The organism is Pseudoduganella lurida (genome assembly GCF_007830455.1).
Lineage (GTDB): Bacteria > Pseudomonadota > Gammaproteobacteria > Burkholderiales > Burkholderiaceae_D > Rugamonas > Rugamonas lurida.
Map to the genome: position 1 here is coordinate 640,859 of NZ_VLLB01000002.1, position 16,640 is coordinate 657,498.

At 67.8% G+C, this 16,640-nt stretch carries 13 protein-coding genes; 5 read left to right on the forward strand and 8 right to left on the reverse strand.

Annotation, left to right across the window (positions count from 1 at the left end):
* Positions 1 to 8: 8 nt before the first annotated feature.
* Positions 9 to 2,381: a beta-galactosidase gene (locus IP91_RS09370; RefSeq protein ID WP_145648654.1), complete on the forward strand. Its 2,373-nt coding sequence runs from the start codon at positions 9 to 11 to the stop codon at positions 2,379 to 2,381.
* Positions 2,382 to 2,466: 85 nt separating this feature from the next.
* Here the strand turns inward: IP91_RS09370 and IP91_RS09375 are convergent, their stop codons facing one another.
* Positions 2,467 to 3,225, reverse strand: a complete 759-nt coding sequence (locus tag IP91_RS09375) for a hypothetical protein (protein ID WP_145648655.1) — start codon at positions 3,223 to 3,225, stop codon at positions 2,467 to 2,469.
* Between the two features lie 230 nt (positions 3,226 to 3,455).
* Between IP91_RS09375 and IP91_RS09380 the strand changes: the two genes are divergently transcribed.
* Together IP91_RS09380 and IP91_RS09385 are read left to right on the forward strand one after the other, a co-directional pair.
* A complete protein-coding gene (locus IP91_RS09380) occupies positions 3,456 to 3,686 on the forward strand; it encodes a hypothetical protein (protein WP_145648656.1) in 231 nt (76 codons plus the stop codon).
* 157 nt (positions 3,687 to 3,843) lie between these two features.
* On the forward strand, positions 3,844 to 4,242 hold the full coding sequence (locus IP91_RS09385) for a VOC family protein (protein WP_145648657.1): 399 nt from the start codon (positions 3,844 to 3,846) through the stop codon (positions 4,240 to 4,242).
* Positions 4,243 to 4,278: 36 nt separating this feature from the next.
* Here IP91_RS09385 and IP91_RS09390 read toward each other — a convergent pair whose 3' ends face one another.
* Positions 4,279 to 5,622 carry a chloride channel protein gene (locus tag IP91_RS09390; protein ID WP_145648658.1) on the reverse strand — a complete coding sequence of 448 codons (1,344 nt, stop codon included), beginning with the start codon at positions 5,620 to 5,622 and terminating at the stop codon, positions 4,279 to 4,281.
* A 152-nt stretch (positions 5,623 to 5,774) separates the two neighbouring features.
* On the opposite strand from IP91_RS09390, the gene IP91_RS09395 reads away from it, so the two are divergent.
* Both IP91_RS09395 and IP91_RS09400 read left to right on the forward strand, forming a co-directional pair.
* The gene (locus IP91_RS09395) at positions 5,775 to 6,851 is read left to right on the forward strand and encodes a DUF4214 domain-containing protein (RefSeq protein WP_145648659.1); all 1,077 of its coding nucleotides are present in this window, start codon (positions 5,775 to 5,777) and stop codon (positions 6,849 to 6,851) included.
* A gap of 74 nt (positions 6,852 to 6,925) precedes the next feature.
* Complete coding sequence (locus tag IP91_RS09400; protein WP_229474180.1) at positions 6,926 to 7,366, forward strand: lysozyme inhibitor LprI family protein; 441 nt, start codon at positions 6,926 to 6,928, stop codon at positions 7,364 to 7,366.
* 17 nt (positions 7,367 to 7,383) lie between these two features.
* Here the strand turns inward: IP91_RS09400 and IP91_RS09405 are convergent, their stop codons facing one another.
* The 6 genes from IP91_RS09405 to IP91_RS09430 all read right to left on the reverse strand — a co-directional run bounded on the left by IP91_RS09405 (position 7,384) and on the right by IP91_RS09430 (position 16,640).
* A complete protein-coding gene (locus IP91_RS09405) occupies positions 7,384 to 8,877 on the reverse strand; it encodes an ATP-binding protein (protein ID WP_371860606.1) in 1,494 nt (497 codons plus the stop codon).
* Positions 8,840 to 9,547, reverse strand: coding sequence for a response regulator (locus IP91_RS09410; RefSeq protein ID WP_145648660.1), 708 nt, complete (start codon positions 9,545 to 9,547; stop codon positions 8,840 to 8,842). Before IP91_RS09410 ends, IP91_RS09405 begins: the two co-directional genes overlap by 38 nt.
* Complete coding sequence (locus IP91_RS09415) at positions 9,519 to 10,892, reverse strand: ABC transporter substrate-binding protein (protein ID WP_145648661.1); 1,374 nt, start codon at positions 10,890 to 10,892, stop codon at positions 9,519 to 9,521. The genes IP91_RS09410 and IP91_RS09415 overlap by 29 nt, the downstream gene beginning before the upstream one ends.
* 64 nt (positions 10,893 to 10,956) lie before the next feature.
* Positions 10,957 to 13,551, reverse strand: coding sequence for a family 20 glycosylhydrolase (locus tag IP91_RS09420; protein ID WP_229474182.1), 2,595 nt, complete (start codon positions 13,549 to 13,551; stop codon positions 10,957 to 10,959).
* A 112-nt stretch (positions 13,552 to 13,663) separates the two neighbouring features.
* A complete protein-coding gene (locus IP91_RS09425; RefSeq protein WP_145648662.1) occupies positions 13,664 to 14,920 on the reverse strand; it encodes an ABC transporter substrate-binding protein in 1,257 nt (418 codons plus the stop codon).
* A gap of 10 nt (positions 14,921 to 14,930) precedes the next feature.
* On the reverse strand, positions 14,931 to 16,640 hold the full coding sequence (locus tag IP91_RS09430; protein WP_145648663.1) for a hypothetical protein: 1,710 nt from the start codon (positions 16,638 to 16,640) through the stop codon (positions 14,931 to 14,933).

The window sequence follows — 16,640 nt, forward strand, 5'->3', positions numbered from 1 at the left end:
GAACCACCATGACCACTCCAACTACCCGACGCCGCGTTTTGCTCGGCACCGCCGCCGCCGTCGGCAGCACGCTGCTGCCCGCCGTACAGGCGGCCACGCCCGCCAACGCGCGCTTCGCGATCGGCCCGAACGACTTCCTCCTGGACGGCAAGCCGCTGCAGATCCGCTGTGGCGAGATCCACTTCGCCCGCGTACCGCGCGAATACTGGGGTCACCGGCTCAAAGCCATCAAGGCGATGGGCCTGAACACCGTCTGCGCCTACCTGTTCTGGAACTACCACGAATGGCGCGAAGGGAAATTCGACTGGTCCGGCCAGCGCGACGCCGCCGAGTTCTGCCGCATGGCGCAGGCCGAGGGGCTGTGGGTGATCCTGCGTCCCGGCCCGTACGCGTGCGCGGAATGGGAGATGGGCGGCCTGCCGTGGTGGCTGCTGAAACAGCCGGGCGATGCGTTCCTGCGCACCCGCGATGACAAATACCTGGCGCCGGCGCGCCGCTGGATGGCCGAAGTGGGCCGCGCCCTGGGCAAGCAGCAGGTCACCCATGGCGGCCCGATCCTGATGGTGCAGGTGGAGAACGAATACGGCTTCTTCGGCGAGGACCTGGACTACATGCGTGCCATGCGCAAGGTGCTGGTCGACTCGGGCTTCGACGTGCCGCTGTTCCAGTGCAATCCCACCAACGCGGTGGCCAAGACGCACATCCCCGAGCTGTTCTCGGTGGCGAACTTCGGCAGCGATCCGGAACGCGGCTTCAAGGCGCTGGCCGAAGTGCAGAAGGGTCCGTTGATGTGCGGCGAGTATTACTCCGGCTGGTTCGACACCTGGGGCTCGCCGCACAAGACGGGCAGTCCCGCGAAGGCCGTGGCCGACATCGAGACGATGCTGGCCGCGAACGGCTCGTTCAGCCTGTACATGGCGCACGGCGGCACGTCGTTCGGGCTGTGGGGCGGCTGCGACCGGCCGTTCCGGCCCGATACCAGCAGCTACGACTACGATGCGCCGATCGGCGAAGCGGGCTGGATCGGCGAGAAATTCGACGCGTACCGGACCGGCATCAGCAAGCATCTTCATGAAGGCGAAACGCTGCCGGCGCCGCCGGCGCGCAATCCTGTCGTCACCATCCCCGCGTTCACGCTGACGGAGAGCGCACCGGTGCTGGCGAACCTGCCGCCGAAGGTCATCCGCGACATCACGCCGAAGCCGATCGAGCAGTACGACATCAGCCGCGGCATCATCGTCTACCGCGTGACGCTGCCGGCCGGGCCGGCCGCCGTGCTGGAAGCGGGCAAGGTGCGGGACCTGGCCTGGGTGCACCTCGACGGCGTGGAAATCGGCACGCTGGACACGCGCTACCGCCGCTTCCGCGTCAACATCCCGGCGCGTGCGAAGCCGGCCACGCTGGAGATCCTGCTGTACACGATCGCCCGCGTGAATTTCGGCGTGGAGATCCATGACCGCAAGGGCCTGCATGGCCCCGTGACGTTGCGCGAAAAGGGCAAGGAAGCCGTCGCTGTCGAAAACTGGGAGATCCGCGCGATCGACTTCGATGCCGATGCCGTGCTGCCTCCGCTGTCCTGGCAGAAGGCGCCCACCGGCAAGCCGCCAGCCGGCGCCGCGTTCTGGCGCGGCAGCTTCGATGCGTCGCTCGCTGCCGATACCTTTCTCGACATGTCCAGCTGGGGCCAGGGCATCGTGTGGGTCAATGGCCACTGCCTGGGCCGCTACTGGAGCATCGGCCCGACGCAGACGATGTACCTGCCCGGCCCGTGGCTGCGCACCGGCCGCAACGACGTGGTGGTACTGGACCTGACGGGCCCGCAGAGGAACCGCCTCGCCGGCCTGTCGAAACCCGTGCTGGACCAGCTGCGTCCGGAACGCGACCTGGCCCGGCCGCCAAGCACTGCGAAGGTTCAACTCAACGGCGTGCCGCCCGTCCATGAAGGCCGCTTCGAACAGGGTGGCGCGACGCAGGACATCAAGTTCGCCAGGCCGGCCCGTGGCCGCCAGCTGTGCATCGAAGCGCTCGACGCGTTCGACGGCAAGCCGTTCGCCGCCATCGCCGAACTGGCCCTGCTGGGCGCCGACGGCAAGACGCTGAACCAGTCGCTGTGGACCATCGCGTTTGCCAGCAGCGAGGAAGCCTCGAAGGAAGACGGTACGGCGCTGAACGCCATCAACGGCCAGAACACCGACTTCTGGCACTCCGGCTACAGCAGGACGGTGGCCCAGCCGCCGCACCGCCTCGTGCTGGACCTGGGCGCCCCGTTCGACATCGCCGGCCTGCGCTACACGCCGCGCCAGGGCCCGGACTCGGTCACGGGCCGCATCCGCCGCTATCGCGTGTATGTCGGTGACAAGCTGGTGGTGGAAGACGCGTAAGGGCGGCGCTCCCGTAGTCGCGCGATGTGATTCCGGGGTCAGGCACCATGCCATGGTGGGGCCTGACCCGCGCATCCGGCTTGGCTCATCCGCCGGCCACACTGCAGCGCTGCCACAACCAGGCAACGCTCCATGGCATCAGCAGCAGCATCGACGCCAGCGAAAACGCCTGGGCCATCGCGCCATAGTTCGCAACGACACCGATCATTCCGTAGAAGAAGAACACCCAGGTGGCGGTCATCGCGACCAGTACTGCCGTGCGCGCGTTGTCGCCGCAGGCCATTGCGGAAATGAACCGCGGGCAGGCGCGCGCCAGGAAGTGCCCGACGAGCAGCAGCGACAGCACCATCAGGAACGGGAACATCGCCAGCACGCCGATGTCCAGTCCCCTGGCTGCGATCGCGATGTCGGCGTGGGTGGTGAGGGCACGGATCGGCACATAGCTCCAGACGTTGCCGACGCACATGGCCAGCAGCCAGAACGTGAACGCCAGGGCCAGGGGATGCATGGCCGCGCGCTTCGTGAGCGCATGTAGGCAAACGTACAGCAACGCGTTGCCAAGGTAAGGACCGGCCAGCGCAATGAGCGCGGCCGCGAAGCCGTGCCCGCCCTGCAGGATGGGCTCGTATTGCACGTTGTCGCCGACACTGCTCAGCAGGACCAGGTTGGCAGGCGTCGCCTCGCCGTAGTCCAGCGCGAGGGGGTTGGCCATGAAGCCCAGCGCCCACGCGCAGATGCTGTGGGAGAATTCATGGGTGAGGTAGGCGACGGCGTGTGCCAGGACGGCGATCACGGCATTCGTCAGCGCAAAGGCGCTGCCACCGAAGCGTTCCATGCGTGTCATGCGTCGACTCATCCCCGTCAATCACCATTCTGTTAATTGCAGGCAATTATACAGTCGGCTCGGCGGGACCGGCTGCGGGCTTGCCTGCCGCGGCCGCGCGCCAACCCCGTGGCCACCCTCGACAGCAAGCTGCTATGCTGCGCCGAACGGGCAGCTTCGGCTGCGACAGCTTTGCGCGAACCACCGCGCGACCAGATGAAAGAGTGTGAATGAGTACCACGGAAAAAACGATGAGTGCCGAACTGGCGTACCAGCTCGGCAAGGTGACGCGGCATGCGATCGACAATACCGATGCCAAGGGCAGCACGGTCGAGCTGGCGAAGATTGCGAATGACCTGCTCGAAGGGGGACGCGAGAAAGTGGCGAGCGAATTGCTGATGCTGTTCGTCGCCGGCTTCGAGGAAGGCAATCCCCCCGAACGGCGGACGGATCCGGAAAGTCGCTCGTCGATGGATTTCTGAAGGTGCCGGCGGTGATGGGATGATCCTGGCGGGTCGGGCACACACGACGGACCTCCGTTCGCGGAAAATTTTTCGACGACATGTCGATTTCCTGAGCCGCCACCCGTCGTGGGAATGAAGTATCGTTAATCCATTCCACCTCGACCAAGGAGCCGCGATGAAACAGCAGATCATCCTCAACCTGCCAGTAAAAGACCTGGAGAAGTCCAGGGCCTTCTTTGCCGCGCTCGGCTTCACGTTCAATGACCGCTACAGCGGCGAGAACGCGGCCTTCATGCACATCGTCGGCGACACTATCCAGGCCATGCTGACGACCGAATCCTTCTTCGCCTCGCTGATCGACAAGCCCGTGGTGCAGGCGAAGGAAGCCAATGAAGTCGTCATCTGCCTGAGCTGCGACAGCCGGGGGGAAGTCGACGCCCTCATCGCCAAAGCCGTCGCTGCGGGCGGTCGCACGCCGCACCCGCCGGAAGACCACGGCTTCATGTACGACCAGGGCTTCGAGGATCTCGACGGGCACCTGTGGAACCTGGTCTGGTCGGCACCGGAAGCCTGATGTCCCTGCGTGCCGGCGCACCGGCACGCACCCCGATCACGCCTGGCCAGCCGTCCGCACCCACCGCGCCGGCAGCTGCATCGTGGCCAGCGCGCCGTACAGGGGCGGCGCGAGCACGCGCGAGATCGTGCTGGCGATGACGGCCGACGCCATCAGGCTCAGCACCATGCTGTGCCCGTCCACCATCTCCATGACGATGATGCAGGCCGTCAGCGGCGCCTGCGTGGCGGCCGCCAGGAAGCCGACCATGCCGAGTGCGACGAGTGCCGCGCCCAGGTGATAGCCCGTCAGCAGCGCCACATCGTGGCCCATTGCGGCGCCGATCGACAGCGACGGCGCGAAGATGCCGGCCGGGACACCCGACCACGCCGTCAGCCACGTCGCCACGAACTTGAACAGCGCGAAGGCGCCGGGGATGGCGGCGTTGCTGTCGAGGAGGCCGCGCGTTGCCTCGTTGCCGCTGCCGTAGGTCGCGCCGGCCGTCAGCACGCCGATGACGGCCACCGCCAGCCCGCAGCCGATCGCGAAGCGCACCGGATAGCGCTTGCGCCAGCGCGTGGGCGCGTCCGGCGACTGGCCGCCCAGGCTGGCCAGCAGCAGCCGCGCGAACAGGCCGCCGGCCAGGCCGGTGAGCAGCGTCACGAGCAGGCCGGGCCACAGCAGCGGCAGGCCGATCGGGCCGGGCCGGATGATGCCGAAGTGCGTGCCGTTGCCGTAGAACGAGACGGCAATCAGGCCCGCCAGCACGATGCCCGCGACGATCAGGCCGCTGTTGCGCTGTTCCGGCACGCGCGACAGTTCCTCGATGGCGAACATGACGCCGGCCAGCGGCGTGTTGAACGCGGCCGCGATGCCCGCCGCGCCGCCAGCCACCAGCAGCGCATGGGCACTCACGCCGCTGTGCCGCGGCAGCCAGCGCCGCGCCGTGAGCATCACGCCGGCCGCGATCTGCACCGACGGTCCTTCGCGCCCCAGCGACAGGCCCGCCAGCAGGCCGCCCGTCGTCAGCCAGATCTTCGCGATGCTCAACCGGAGTGATACAAGACGGGGCCGCCGCCCGCCCGACAGCGCCGGGTCCAGTGCCGCCACCACCTGCGGAATGCCGGAGCCACCGGCGCCGGCCGCATACCGGCGCGTCAGCCAGACGATGGCGCCACAGCAGAGCGGGGTCCAGAGCAGGGGCAGCCACCAGGCATGCGCGGCCATGCCGAGGAACAGCGCCAGCGCGGATTCCGCCAGCCAGGTGAAGCCGACGACGGTCAGGCCGGCGACAGCGGCGGCACCGACCACCACGGCACGGGTGGCCCAGATGCGCGGCGTGGCGAACTCGCGCTGGAAGGCGGATCGCACATCGTGCGAGGCTTGATGGGAAGGCAGCATGGTGAACCCGGACAGGAGGGCCCGCCATTATACATTTGCGCAAATATGTATTCCTGTCCGCCTGGCGAATCGCGTGCAACAAAGTGTAATCCCCGCGCGCACCGTCCCCGTTGAACGCTTATGCTGACGCAAACAACCCGGAGGAGACCCCCATGGTGTACGAAACCATCCCCGACCTGCCGCTGCTGGGCTACGCGGACATGAACGGTGCCGACCGCCTGCGCTTCGGCCCGCACCTGGAGGACGACGGCTACGAGAACGAGGCCGTGTTCGCCGCGAACGACTTCCACGCCAATCCCGTGTTCCGCTTCACGGCGGTGGGCGGCGCGCTGTACACGGTCACCGCCGACAGCCACTTCGATCCCTACCACCTGGTGCTGTACGACGACTACGGCTATCCGATCGCCGAGGACGATGGCTGGGGCCCGGTGGGCCAGGATGGCCTGAGTTTCATCGCGCCCTACTCCGGCACCTACTACGTCGATGCGTCCTGGGCGCAGCACAGCCTCGATGCGGCCGTGAGCCTCGCCGTGCTGGAAGACCTCGACACGATTCCCGTCCAGGTGGGCAATGGCACCGCGGGCGACGACGCCATCACGGGCACTGCCTCGAACGACGCGCTGTACGGCCAGGCCGGCAACGACCTCCTGGAGGGCCGCGGCGGCAACGACCTGCTCGATGGCGGCAGCGGCCTCGATACGGCGTGGTACGAGGGCCGGCTGGACGAATACGACGTCACCACCACCGGCCACCGGCGGTACGTCACGGACCTGGTGGGACTGGACGGCAGCGACACGCTCGTCAATATCGAGCGGATCGACTTCGCCGACGTGGCGCTGGCGTTCGACGTGGACGGCACGGCCGGTGCGGCCTTCCGCCTGTACCGCGTGTTCGACCGCGCGCCGGACGAAGCGGGACTGGGCTTCTGGATCGCCCAGCTGGACGCCGGCGCGAGCCTGCGGTCCGTGGCGCAGGGCTTCACCGCCTCGGCTGAATTCGCGGCGCTGTACGGCACGAACCCGGACAACCAGACGCTCGTTACCGGCTTCTACGAACATATCCTGCACCGTGCGCCGGATGCCGGCGGCCTCGCCTTCTGGATGGACACCCTCGCCACCGGCCGCGATTCCGTGGCCGGCGTGCTGACCGCCTTCACCGAAAGCGCCGAGAACTACGCGCAGCTGATCGGCGTGATGGAGGAAGGGATGGCCTACCAGGTGCCCGCGTGACGCCGATCCGGGCGCCGCGGCCACGGCCCGCATGCGACGATACGGGATCCATCCACTTTGACCGGAGATCCGATTTGCGTTCCCTTCCCCAGCCGCGCCTCCCTGCCGCCCGCCCGGGCCGCGTCCAGCAATCCATCCTGTTCGCCTTCGCTGCCCTGTGCCTGGCCACGGGCGCGCAGGCGACGTCCTGCGACGCGGCCACCACGCAGCGCGACATGAACGCCTGCGCGGGCACGTCCTTCAAGGACCAGGACAAGAAGCTCAATGCCGTCTACAACGGCTACCGGGCACGCCTCGATGCGAACCAGAAGAAACTGCTGAAGGATGCGCAGGTCGCCTGGCTGAAGTTCCGCGACCTCTCCTGCGAATTCCAGGCATCGGGCGTCGAGGGCGGCAGCGTGCAGCCGATGATCGTCAGCGAATGCCTGGCAGCCATGACGGCGGAGCGGGTGAAGCAGCTGCAGGCACTGGACAGCTGCAAGGAAGGCGACCTGTCCTGCCCCGCGCCGAAATAGGCTTGTTGTAAACGTGCCTAGGCCGGCAGCCGCACCAGCGCATTCAGGCCGCCGTCCGGGTGGTTCGACAGTTCCAGCCGCCCGCCATGCGCCTCGACGATGCCGCGCGCGATGCCCAGCCCGAGCCCCATGCCGCCATCGTTCTTTTCGCGGCCGTGGGCCAGCCGCACGTAGGGATCGGACAGGCTGCCCAGCGCTTCCTCCGGCACGCCGGGGCCGTGGTCGCGCACATTGATCAGCACACTGCCCGGCTCTTCGCGCACGTCGATTTCGGCGCGGGCGCCGTAGAACAGCGCGTTGTCGATCAGGTTGCCGAGCGCCCGCTTCAGCGCCAGCGGCTTGCCGCGGACCGTCACGCCGGAAGGTTCGTACGCCACCGTCTGCCCGGCCAGCTGGGCGCTGCGCACCATGCGCCCCAGCAGCGCATCGAGCCTGATCTCGGCCGGGTTCTCGTGGATGTCGCTGTCCTTCACGCACTGCAGCGCGCCCTTCACCATCATGTCCAGTTCGTCGAGGTCTTCCTCGAACTCGTTGCGCAGCGCCTCGTCGTCCAGCAGTTCGGAGCGCAGCTTCAGCCGCGTGATGGGCGTGCGCAGGTCGTGCGAGATGGAGATGAACAGCCGCTCGCGGTCCTCGATGTAGCGGCCGATCCGCTCGCGCATCGCGCCGAACGCGCGCGCCGTGTTGATGAATTCGCGGCTGCCCGTTTCCGGCAGCGGCTTCACGTCCTCGTCATGGCCCTGCCCCAGCGCCGCCGCCGTTTCCGACAGCGCCGCCAGCGGCCGCGTGATGGAGCGCACCACCAGCAGGCAAAGCAGCAGCACGACGGCCAGCGATGCGGCCTGCGGCATCAGGCGGTCCCACGCGAACGGATCGCCCGTGTTCAGGAAATACGGATTCGGCATCAGGGCCGCCATGTACAGCCAGTTGCCCGGCTCGATCTCGGTCTGGATGACGAGGATCGGCGCCGGATCGGGCTGCAGCAGCAGCACGTGCTGGACCCAGGAATTGGGCAGGTCGTTCAGGCGCACATCGTGTTCCGCCACCACCAGCCGGTCCGGCCAGGCAAAGGCGAGACGGAAGCCGGGCGAATGCGGCAGGTCGCTCTTCAGCGTTGCGGCCACGGTGGCGATCACGCTTTGCGCCAGCGGGTGCGGCGCGATCTGTTCGACCGGCACATAGGCATGGTTGAAGTTCACGAAGAAGCGCGTGCCGCCCATCTCGCGCAGCTGCTGGATGATCAGCATCCGGTAGGCCGGCGGCAGGCTGCGGAAGAAGCGGATCGCGCCGGCCGCGCTGTGCGCCACGTACTGGGCGGCGGACTGCACTTCCACCTGCGACTTGGCGCGCAGCTGGCTGGCCCAGATCGCGCCGGCCGCCAGCTGCGTGACCAGCAGGCCGGCCACCATCACCAGGGTCAGGCGGCCCAGCAGCGAGGCGGGCCACAGTCGCTGCAGCCAGTGGCCCATGCGGCTAGACACTGGAGACGCTGACTTCCGCCGAGAACACATAGCCGGCGCCGCGCACGGTCTTGATCAGCGCCGGCTGCTTGCCGTCGTCGTGCAGGCGCAGGCGCAGGCGGCTGATCTGCACGTCCAGCGAGCGGTCCATCGGGCCGGCATCGCGGCCGCGGGTCTCCTCGCACAGCAGGCTGCGGTCGAGGATCACGCCGGGGTGCTCCGTGAAATACTTCAGCAGCTGGAAGTCGAGGCCCGTCAGCAGCACCGGGTTGCCGGCACTGTCCGTCACCTTCCGCTCCTTCAGGTCGAGCGTGAACCCCACGAAGCGGTAGTAGCGCGCGGCCGGCGTCTCCACCGCGGAACGGCGCAGGATCGCCTTGATGCGGGCCAGCAGCTCGCGCGGGCTGTAGGGCTTGGCGATGTAGTCGTCCGCACCCAGTTCCAGGCCGACGATGCGGTCCGTCTCGTCGGAGCTGGCCGTGAGCATGATGATCGGCACATTGGACTGCTGGCGCACCTGGCGGCACAGCACGAAGCCATCCGTATCGGGCAGCATCACGTCCAGGATGACGAGGGACAGCTGGTCGGCATGCGCCTGCAGCTCGGCCAGGAAGCTCGCGCCGTCATGCGAGAGGATCACTTCGTACTGGTTCTTCTCGAGATAGGTCTTGAGCAGCACGCGGGTCTTTTGGTCATCGTCTACGATCAGTATCTTGCGCACCGGGTGCTCCCTGGGTTCGAAGGTTGAATAGTCTGAACAGCGCGGCCAGGCGGCGCTGCGCCTGCGCCACCGGCACGCTGTCGTCGCTGAAGAAGCGGTGCACCTCGGCGATGATGGCATCGCGGCTGGCTTCGTCGGTGGCCATGCGGTGCACCAGGCTGGGCGCCTGCACGGCGGCGCCCCTGCCGAACGTGGTCCAGGAAGCGCGCGCGCAGCTGTCCATGCGCGCCGGGTCGGCATCGCGGCGCACAGGCACGCCGCCCTTGAGCGCATTGAAATCGGCCTGCAACGCCGGCGTCATCACCAGCCGTGCCATCTTTTCCTGCGCCGGCATGTGGCGGTAGTCGCCGGCAAACATGCCCAGCGTGTCCACGCTGTACAGGTGGTACCGGCCGGTGCCGGGCGCCGCGCCGCAGCCATACTCGCCATCGGGCGTGGCGCCATGTTCGGCCAGTTCCGACTTGGCCCAGTCGCCCATGATCATCATGCCGGCCTGGCGGCGCGCGAACTGGCGCACGATCTCCGTCCAAGGGCGTTCGTCCAGCGGGTTCCAGCCCTTGATGGTGCGCAGCCTCGCCAGCGCTTCCGCGGTGCGGGGGTCGGCTGCCGCGGCCGGGCTGCGGCGCACGAACAACTCGCGATAGAAGGCCGGGCCGCCTTCGGCCAGCACCAGGTTCTCGAACAGCGCCGCGACCTGCCACGGTTCGCTGCTCTGTGCCAGCGGCTGCACGCCGGCCGCACGCAGCTTGCGCGCCGCGGCGTCGAACTCGCTCCACGTCTGCGGCGGGGCGATCTTCAGGCGCGCGAACAGGGCGCGGTTGTAGAACAGGGTATTGACGCGGTGGATGCCGAGCGGCGCCGCCACCACATGCCGGCGGTGCTGGATCAGGTCGACGATGGTGGGAAACAGCGCCGTGTTCCAGTTGCCGGCCGCGGCCACGTTATCGAGTTCCAGCAGCAGCCCCATGTCGGCCCATTCGGCGATCGACACGCCGATGATCTGCGTGACTTCCGGCGCGTCGCCCGCCAGCACGCGGCCCTTCAGGACCTTGCCGGCACCGAGGCCGGCGCCGCCGGGAATGGCGTCGTCCTGCCATTCGATCCGTTCGTCCGCCAGGCGCGCGGCCAGCAGGTCGGCGGCCTTGCGCTCGCTGGCGGAGGTCCACCAGTGCAGCACCTGCAGCGTATTCGGCGAGCTCGCGGCGACGGGCAGTGCGATCGGCGCCGGCAGCGATCCGGGAATCTGCGCCGCCGCCCCGCCGCACGTGGCAGCCGCCAGCAGTCCCGCGCACAGCCCCCGGTACGCGGCGCAGGTCCGGGCTACTTTTCCAGTCGACGCTCTCACGCAGTCCGCAACTTTCCGCAGAAAAGCCTGATTATAACGAAGCGGCGCACGTGCGCGGCAGGCCCTAGTCGTCCTCCACGTGCTCCACGTGCTCCACGCGCGCCACCAGCCCCGCCCTGCCCTTGCGGTCGAAGGCCGCCACCTTGATGACGCCCCGTTCCGCGATCGGCCCCGTCACCGGCCTGCTGGCCGACGTCGGATCGCTGCCGTCGGTCGTGTAGCGCAGCGTGAAGCCGGGCAGCACATGATTGACCAGCACGCGGCCGCCTTCCACCAGCAGCCCTGGCGGCGCGATGCGGTACGCCACGTCCACGCCATCCAGGTCGAGGCGCGGCAGCACCCGCCCGCCCAGCGCATTGACGAAGCCGGACCAGGCGGTGCGGTGCAGTGCCGCCGCCTTCGTTTTATCGGCTTCGGTGGCCCACGCCGGATCGGCGGCCCAGGCCCGCTCCGCCACCGCCAGCAGGCGCGGCATGACGAGGTACTCGACGCTGGCCGGTTCGCGCAGCGTTTCGGTGAAGATGGTGGCCTCCAGGCCGCGCACCTTGCCCTTGCCGTAATCGGTCAGGCCGTCCTTGCCGAGGCGCTGGGCATCGCTGGCGTTCTTCAGGTAGTCGAACGGGATGAAGTCGTACACCGTATCGAGCTCGATGTAGTCGCCCCAGTTCACGCCCGGCTCCTCGGGGTTCGGGTTGTAGGCCATGTCCATGTACATCTTCGTGACGGGCGCCAGCACGATGTCGTAGCCGGCATTGGCGAGCCGGTAGGCCAGGTCCTCGGCACCCTCCGTGTTGTTCCACACGTAGGCGCTGAAGCCCCGCTGCGTGAAGCGCGGGTTCGGGATCAGCTTGTGGCGGCCGGCCAGCATCGTCTTGCGCGCGGCGATCTCCTCCCAGCCGGACATGAACAGGCCGCGCTTGCGCAGCATGCCGTCCACGCGGTCGTAGAAGTAGTCCCACAGGTCGGCGGTGGTGGCCAGCTTGTGCTTCTGCATCATCGCGTGCGCAGCGGGTGAGCCTTCCCAGGCGCCGTTCGGCAGTTCGTCGCCCCCCATGTAAAGCGTGTGCAGCGGCACGCCGGCAGCGCGGTGCAGCTTCACCACTTCGTCCACCACGTGCTCGACGAAGGTGTAGCTCGATTCCAGGCCTGGATTGAGCACGTGATCGGTGTACAGCTGCGGCGACTTGTAGACGGACTTGTCGGCAAAATCGTTGAGCAGGTACTTTGCCGCCTCCTTGCTGCCCGCCGCTTTCAGGCGGTGGTAGCGCGCTTCCATCGCCTGCACGGCGGCGCGCGCGTGGCCCGGCATCTCGAGTTCCGGGATCACTTCGATATGGCGCGCCGCCGCGTAGCGCAGGATGGCGATGTAGTCGGCGCGGCTGTAGTAGCCGCTGCCATGCGGGTCCTGCGGGTCGGGACCGGAACCATAGGCGGGCTGCAGGCGCACGCCCGGCTTCGCGCTGTGGCCACGCACCGCACCGATCGACGTCAGTTCCGGCAGGCCGGCAATCTCCAGGCGCCAGCCCTCGTCCTCAGTCAGGTGGAAGTGGAACTTGTTCATCTTGAAGCGCGCCATCAGGTCGAGCCACTTGAACACCGTTTCCTTGTTCTGGAAGTTGCGGCTCACGTCCAGCATGAAGCCGCGATAGCCGAAGCGCGGCGCATCCGTGATGGACACTTCCGGCAGCGCCAGGTCGGCCGCGCTGGGCAAGGGCAGCAGGTCGCGCAGTGTTTGCAGGCCGTACGAAACGCCGGCCGCGCTGTTGCCGACGATGTCGATGCCGGTGCTGCGAACGGCCAGCGTGTATGCTTCCGGCGAGTCCTGGCCCGCGACCTGGCCCACGCTCAGGCGCAGCGGCGGTCCGCCGGCCGGCAGGTCGGCCGGGAACAGCGAACGTGCCAGCGCCGCTTCGTTCCTGAGAGCGGCCGGGGCCGCGATGGCCGGCAGCGCCTTCACCGCGAGCGTGCCAGCGCCCTGTTCCAGCTTCAGGGGAGTGGGGAACACGGGTGGCACCGCCGATGCCGGCAGCGTGTCCGCATGCAGGTTGGCCCGATAGGTATCGGCCGGGGTGACGAGCGGCCGGTGGCCCGTGTTGCCCTTGTCGGTCTGCTCCGGTCGCGTGACGGGCAGCAGCGCGTAATCCTTGATGGCCACGCCCACGTCCGGCGCCGCGTCATACACCAGGTAGGGACCGACGGGCGCCTTGCCCAGCTTGATCACGATGTCGGGATGGTAGTACACGATGTCGAGCGTCTGCCCCGGCGCCAGGCCGGCGAAGTTCGCGTCCGGACGCACGCGGAAGTAGCTGCCGGCAACCTGTTCGAGGACCAGATTGCCTGGCAGGGCGCCCGGCGTCACGCCATCCATCGAATTGAAGTACAGCGACCACCCCTGTGGCGGCAGGGGCCGGGTGTCGCGGTTGGTCAGGATCAGGCGCGCCTGCGTGCGGGCGCCCGGGCCCTGGGCGGCAAATTCGTTGCGTTGCAGTTCCCAGCGAAGCTGCAGGCGCGCGCCGCTGGCGACATCGGCCGGCACGGCCGATGCCGCCGGTTGCGCAGGCGCCGCCCGTGCCACGGTCAGGGGCGCAACCGGCGCCATGAGGGCCATCAGCAGGGCCAGCGCACGGCTGCCGTTCAGTGTTTTGTTCAGTGTTCGCATGCCCTAAGTCTCTCCATGCCAGCCAGGAAAAAAGACCGGCGCCGCGCCCGGCGCCGGTCGAAGATTCACGTCGAATTCAAGGGATCGGACCCGATGTGAAGTACTGCTGGTACTACTTTTGCTGCGGTTTGTACCACTTTGCAAAACCATCCTGCAACCTGGCGGCCGCTGCATGCGGCGCCAGGCTGCCATTCAACACCTGCGCATTGACTTCCCACAGCTCGCTCTCCATGCTGGGCTGGCCGCGGTTCAGCACCTGCGCGTTGAAGCGGATCGTCGATGCGCATGCGTTGCGCCATTCGGCCATCTGCTTGGCCACCGGGTCGCGCATGGCGATCAGGTGGTTCGACAGCGTGAAGAAGCCGGTGAGCCGGTTGGTGTACAGGTCCGCGAATTCCTGCGAACCGACCCACGCCAGGAACTGCAGTGCATCGGCGCGGTTCTTCGACTTGCGGTTGATGCCCAGGCCCAGGTCCATGTGGTCGGAGATGAAGCAGGCATCGCCCGCCCTGCGCACCGGCGGCGCGAAGGCGCCCAGCTCCAGGCCGGGCGTCTGCGCGAAGTGGGCGATCTCCCAGGAGCCGGTCGGGAAGATCGCCGCGCGCCCGGTGGCGAACAGCGCCTTGCTGTCGGCGTAGCTTTGCGTGTTGGCCGTCTTCGGCAGGTAGGTTCCGAGGCGCGCCTCGAACTGCAGGGCCTCCACGAACGGCGCGTCCGTCAGCTTCGCGCGGCCGCCGATCAGTGCCTTGCGGCCCGCCTCGCCGCGCCAGAAATTCGGGCCGATGCTGGTAAAGACCATCTGGCTCGCCTCCCACTGCTCCGCCGTCCCGAGCGCCAGCGGCGCCACGCCGGACTTCTTCAGCACATCGAGCACGGTGAAGAAATCGTCGACGGTGCGCGGCGGCTGCAGGTCCAGCCGGTTGAAGATCTTCTTGTTGTACAGGAAGCCGTGGATGACCGAGGCAACCGGCATGCAGAAGATGTCGTTGCCGTCGTCCGTCTGCCACGCCACCATCGCCGTCGGCGCGAAGTTCTGCATGCCGGGGCGGCCATTGAGCTTTTCCAGGTAGCCCTTGCGGTACAGCGCCAGCGACACGTCGAACGGGCGGCAGGCGACCAGGTCGCCCGCCGTACCCGCTGCCAGCCGGCCCGCCACGCCGGCGTCATAGGCGGTGGGCGTGGTCGGCGCGAACTTCACCTCGATGCCGGGATGGTTGCGTTCGAACGCGGGAATCAGCACCTGTTCCCACAGCGCCTTGTCGTCCACCCGCCAGCTTTCGATCACCAGCGTGCCGGCGCGTGCTGCCGTGCCGAGGCACAGCGCCAGCAGAAAGGCGCATCCGAGGAGGCGGATGAAACGATTCGGCATCGGCGGCATCTCAATAATGCGCGTACGGGTTCTTCGCCTGGTTGGCGTAGTACAGCCAGGCGGTGCCGGCCACGCTGCCCGAACTGGTGAAGTCGCCGTTGGCGTTCTGCGTGGCGTACGGCATGTTGCGCAGCTTGTCGACCATGTAGTTCATCGACTCCAGGATATCCGTCGCCGTGTTGCCCGCGCAGGTCATGGTGCCGGCACCCTGCCGCATGGCCATGACGGCACCCAGGCTGCCTTCGCTCCACACGAACGGGGATGACGAGGGCACGCCGTCATAGATCACGTCGTAGAAGCCGACGATGCCGGTGACCTTGCGCGACGGGTAATCGAGCTTGCCGGTGGTGGTGAAGTAGTCGCACATGGCCGGCAGCGCCGCCGCGAAGTTCTGGTTCGCGCTGCCCGTGTTCCCCAGGGCCAGCACCGACCAGGAATAATTGTCGAGATAGCGCTCGCTGGTATTGAGCGTGTTCGTGTTGGCATCGTAGCCGCCCAGGAAGCGGCTGCCGTTCCACAGGCTCTCGGACATCCTGCGCAGCGCCGTGGCCGCCGTCTGGTACTGGGTGCCGCCATTGAGCGCGTAGTACTGGTGCATGCTGGCGTAGGCGTCGAGCTGGTGCTCCAGCGCGTAGATGCCGGCGCGGCCCGCCACGTAGTTGGTCGGTGCGAAGCGCAGGCCCTTCTGCGCCGTGCCGTTGACAGTGATGTTCACCAGCTCGCCCAGCAGGTAGTTGTGCAGCTTCGTCGACATCGCCAGATATTTTTTACTGGCGAAGGCCTTCTGGTAGGCGTTCAGCGCCATGCCGAACCAGGCGTTCGAGCCGGCGATGCGCATGTTCACCCCGGCATTGCCGTCCTCGCCATCCGTCAGGTAGGAGAATACCCAGGCGCCGGACGGGCCCTGCAGCTTGGCCATCGCATTGATGACCAGGTCCGCATGCGCCTGGTCGCCGGCCAGGCTGAAGGCGATCACGGCCAGTGCCTGGTCGTACAGGAAGGCCGAATCCATGTCGCGGAAGCTGCGGATCAGGCGCCCGTCGCCATACGGGCCGCCCGTGATCAGCGGCGTGTTCATCATGCCCTGCAGCCCGGCGATCTGGGCGTTGGTGGACGTCATGGCGGCGGGGAAGTACGCCGCCGTATAAGCCTTCAGCACGGCCGGATCGGCGGGCAGCGACAGCTTGGTGGTGGTGGTCACGCGCCCGCTGCAGGTGGCCGTGGCCGCGTTGCAGTTCGATGCCGACAGCGGATTGTAGGTGCTCGGGTAGAGGATCAGCACGGCGCGGTCGGCACTGCCCACGGAACGCGGCAGCGTGACGGTGAACGTGCCGTTGGCGGCGATGGTGACGGCGGCATCGGCCTGCCAGTAGAACACGTCGTTGTGCAGGAACACGCCGATGCGGTAGTTCTGCACGCTGCCCGATGCCAGCGTGTGCGTGCCGGTGAAGACGGTCTGCGAGGCGGACTGGGTGAGCTGCGCAATGCCGAACGTGACGGCCGGCGCGGCGGCCAGCGGCGGCTCGTTGTACGGGTAGTCCAGCCCGGACCACACGGGCCACGGCGACTTCTGCGCTGCCGCCACGGTCAGGCCACCGGCCAGCAACCGCTCGCCGGCCGGCGCATCGGCGCCATTGCCGCCGCAGCCCGCCAGCGTTCCCAGGCCGGCCGCGAGCAGGGTCCGTCCGATCCGTTTCACATCGTTCTTCGCACCACGCAT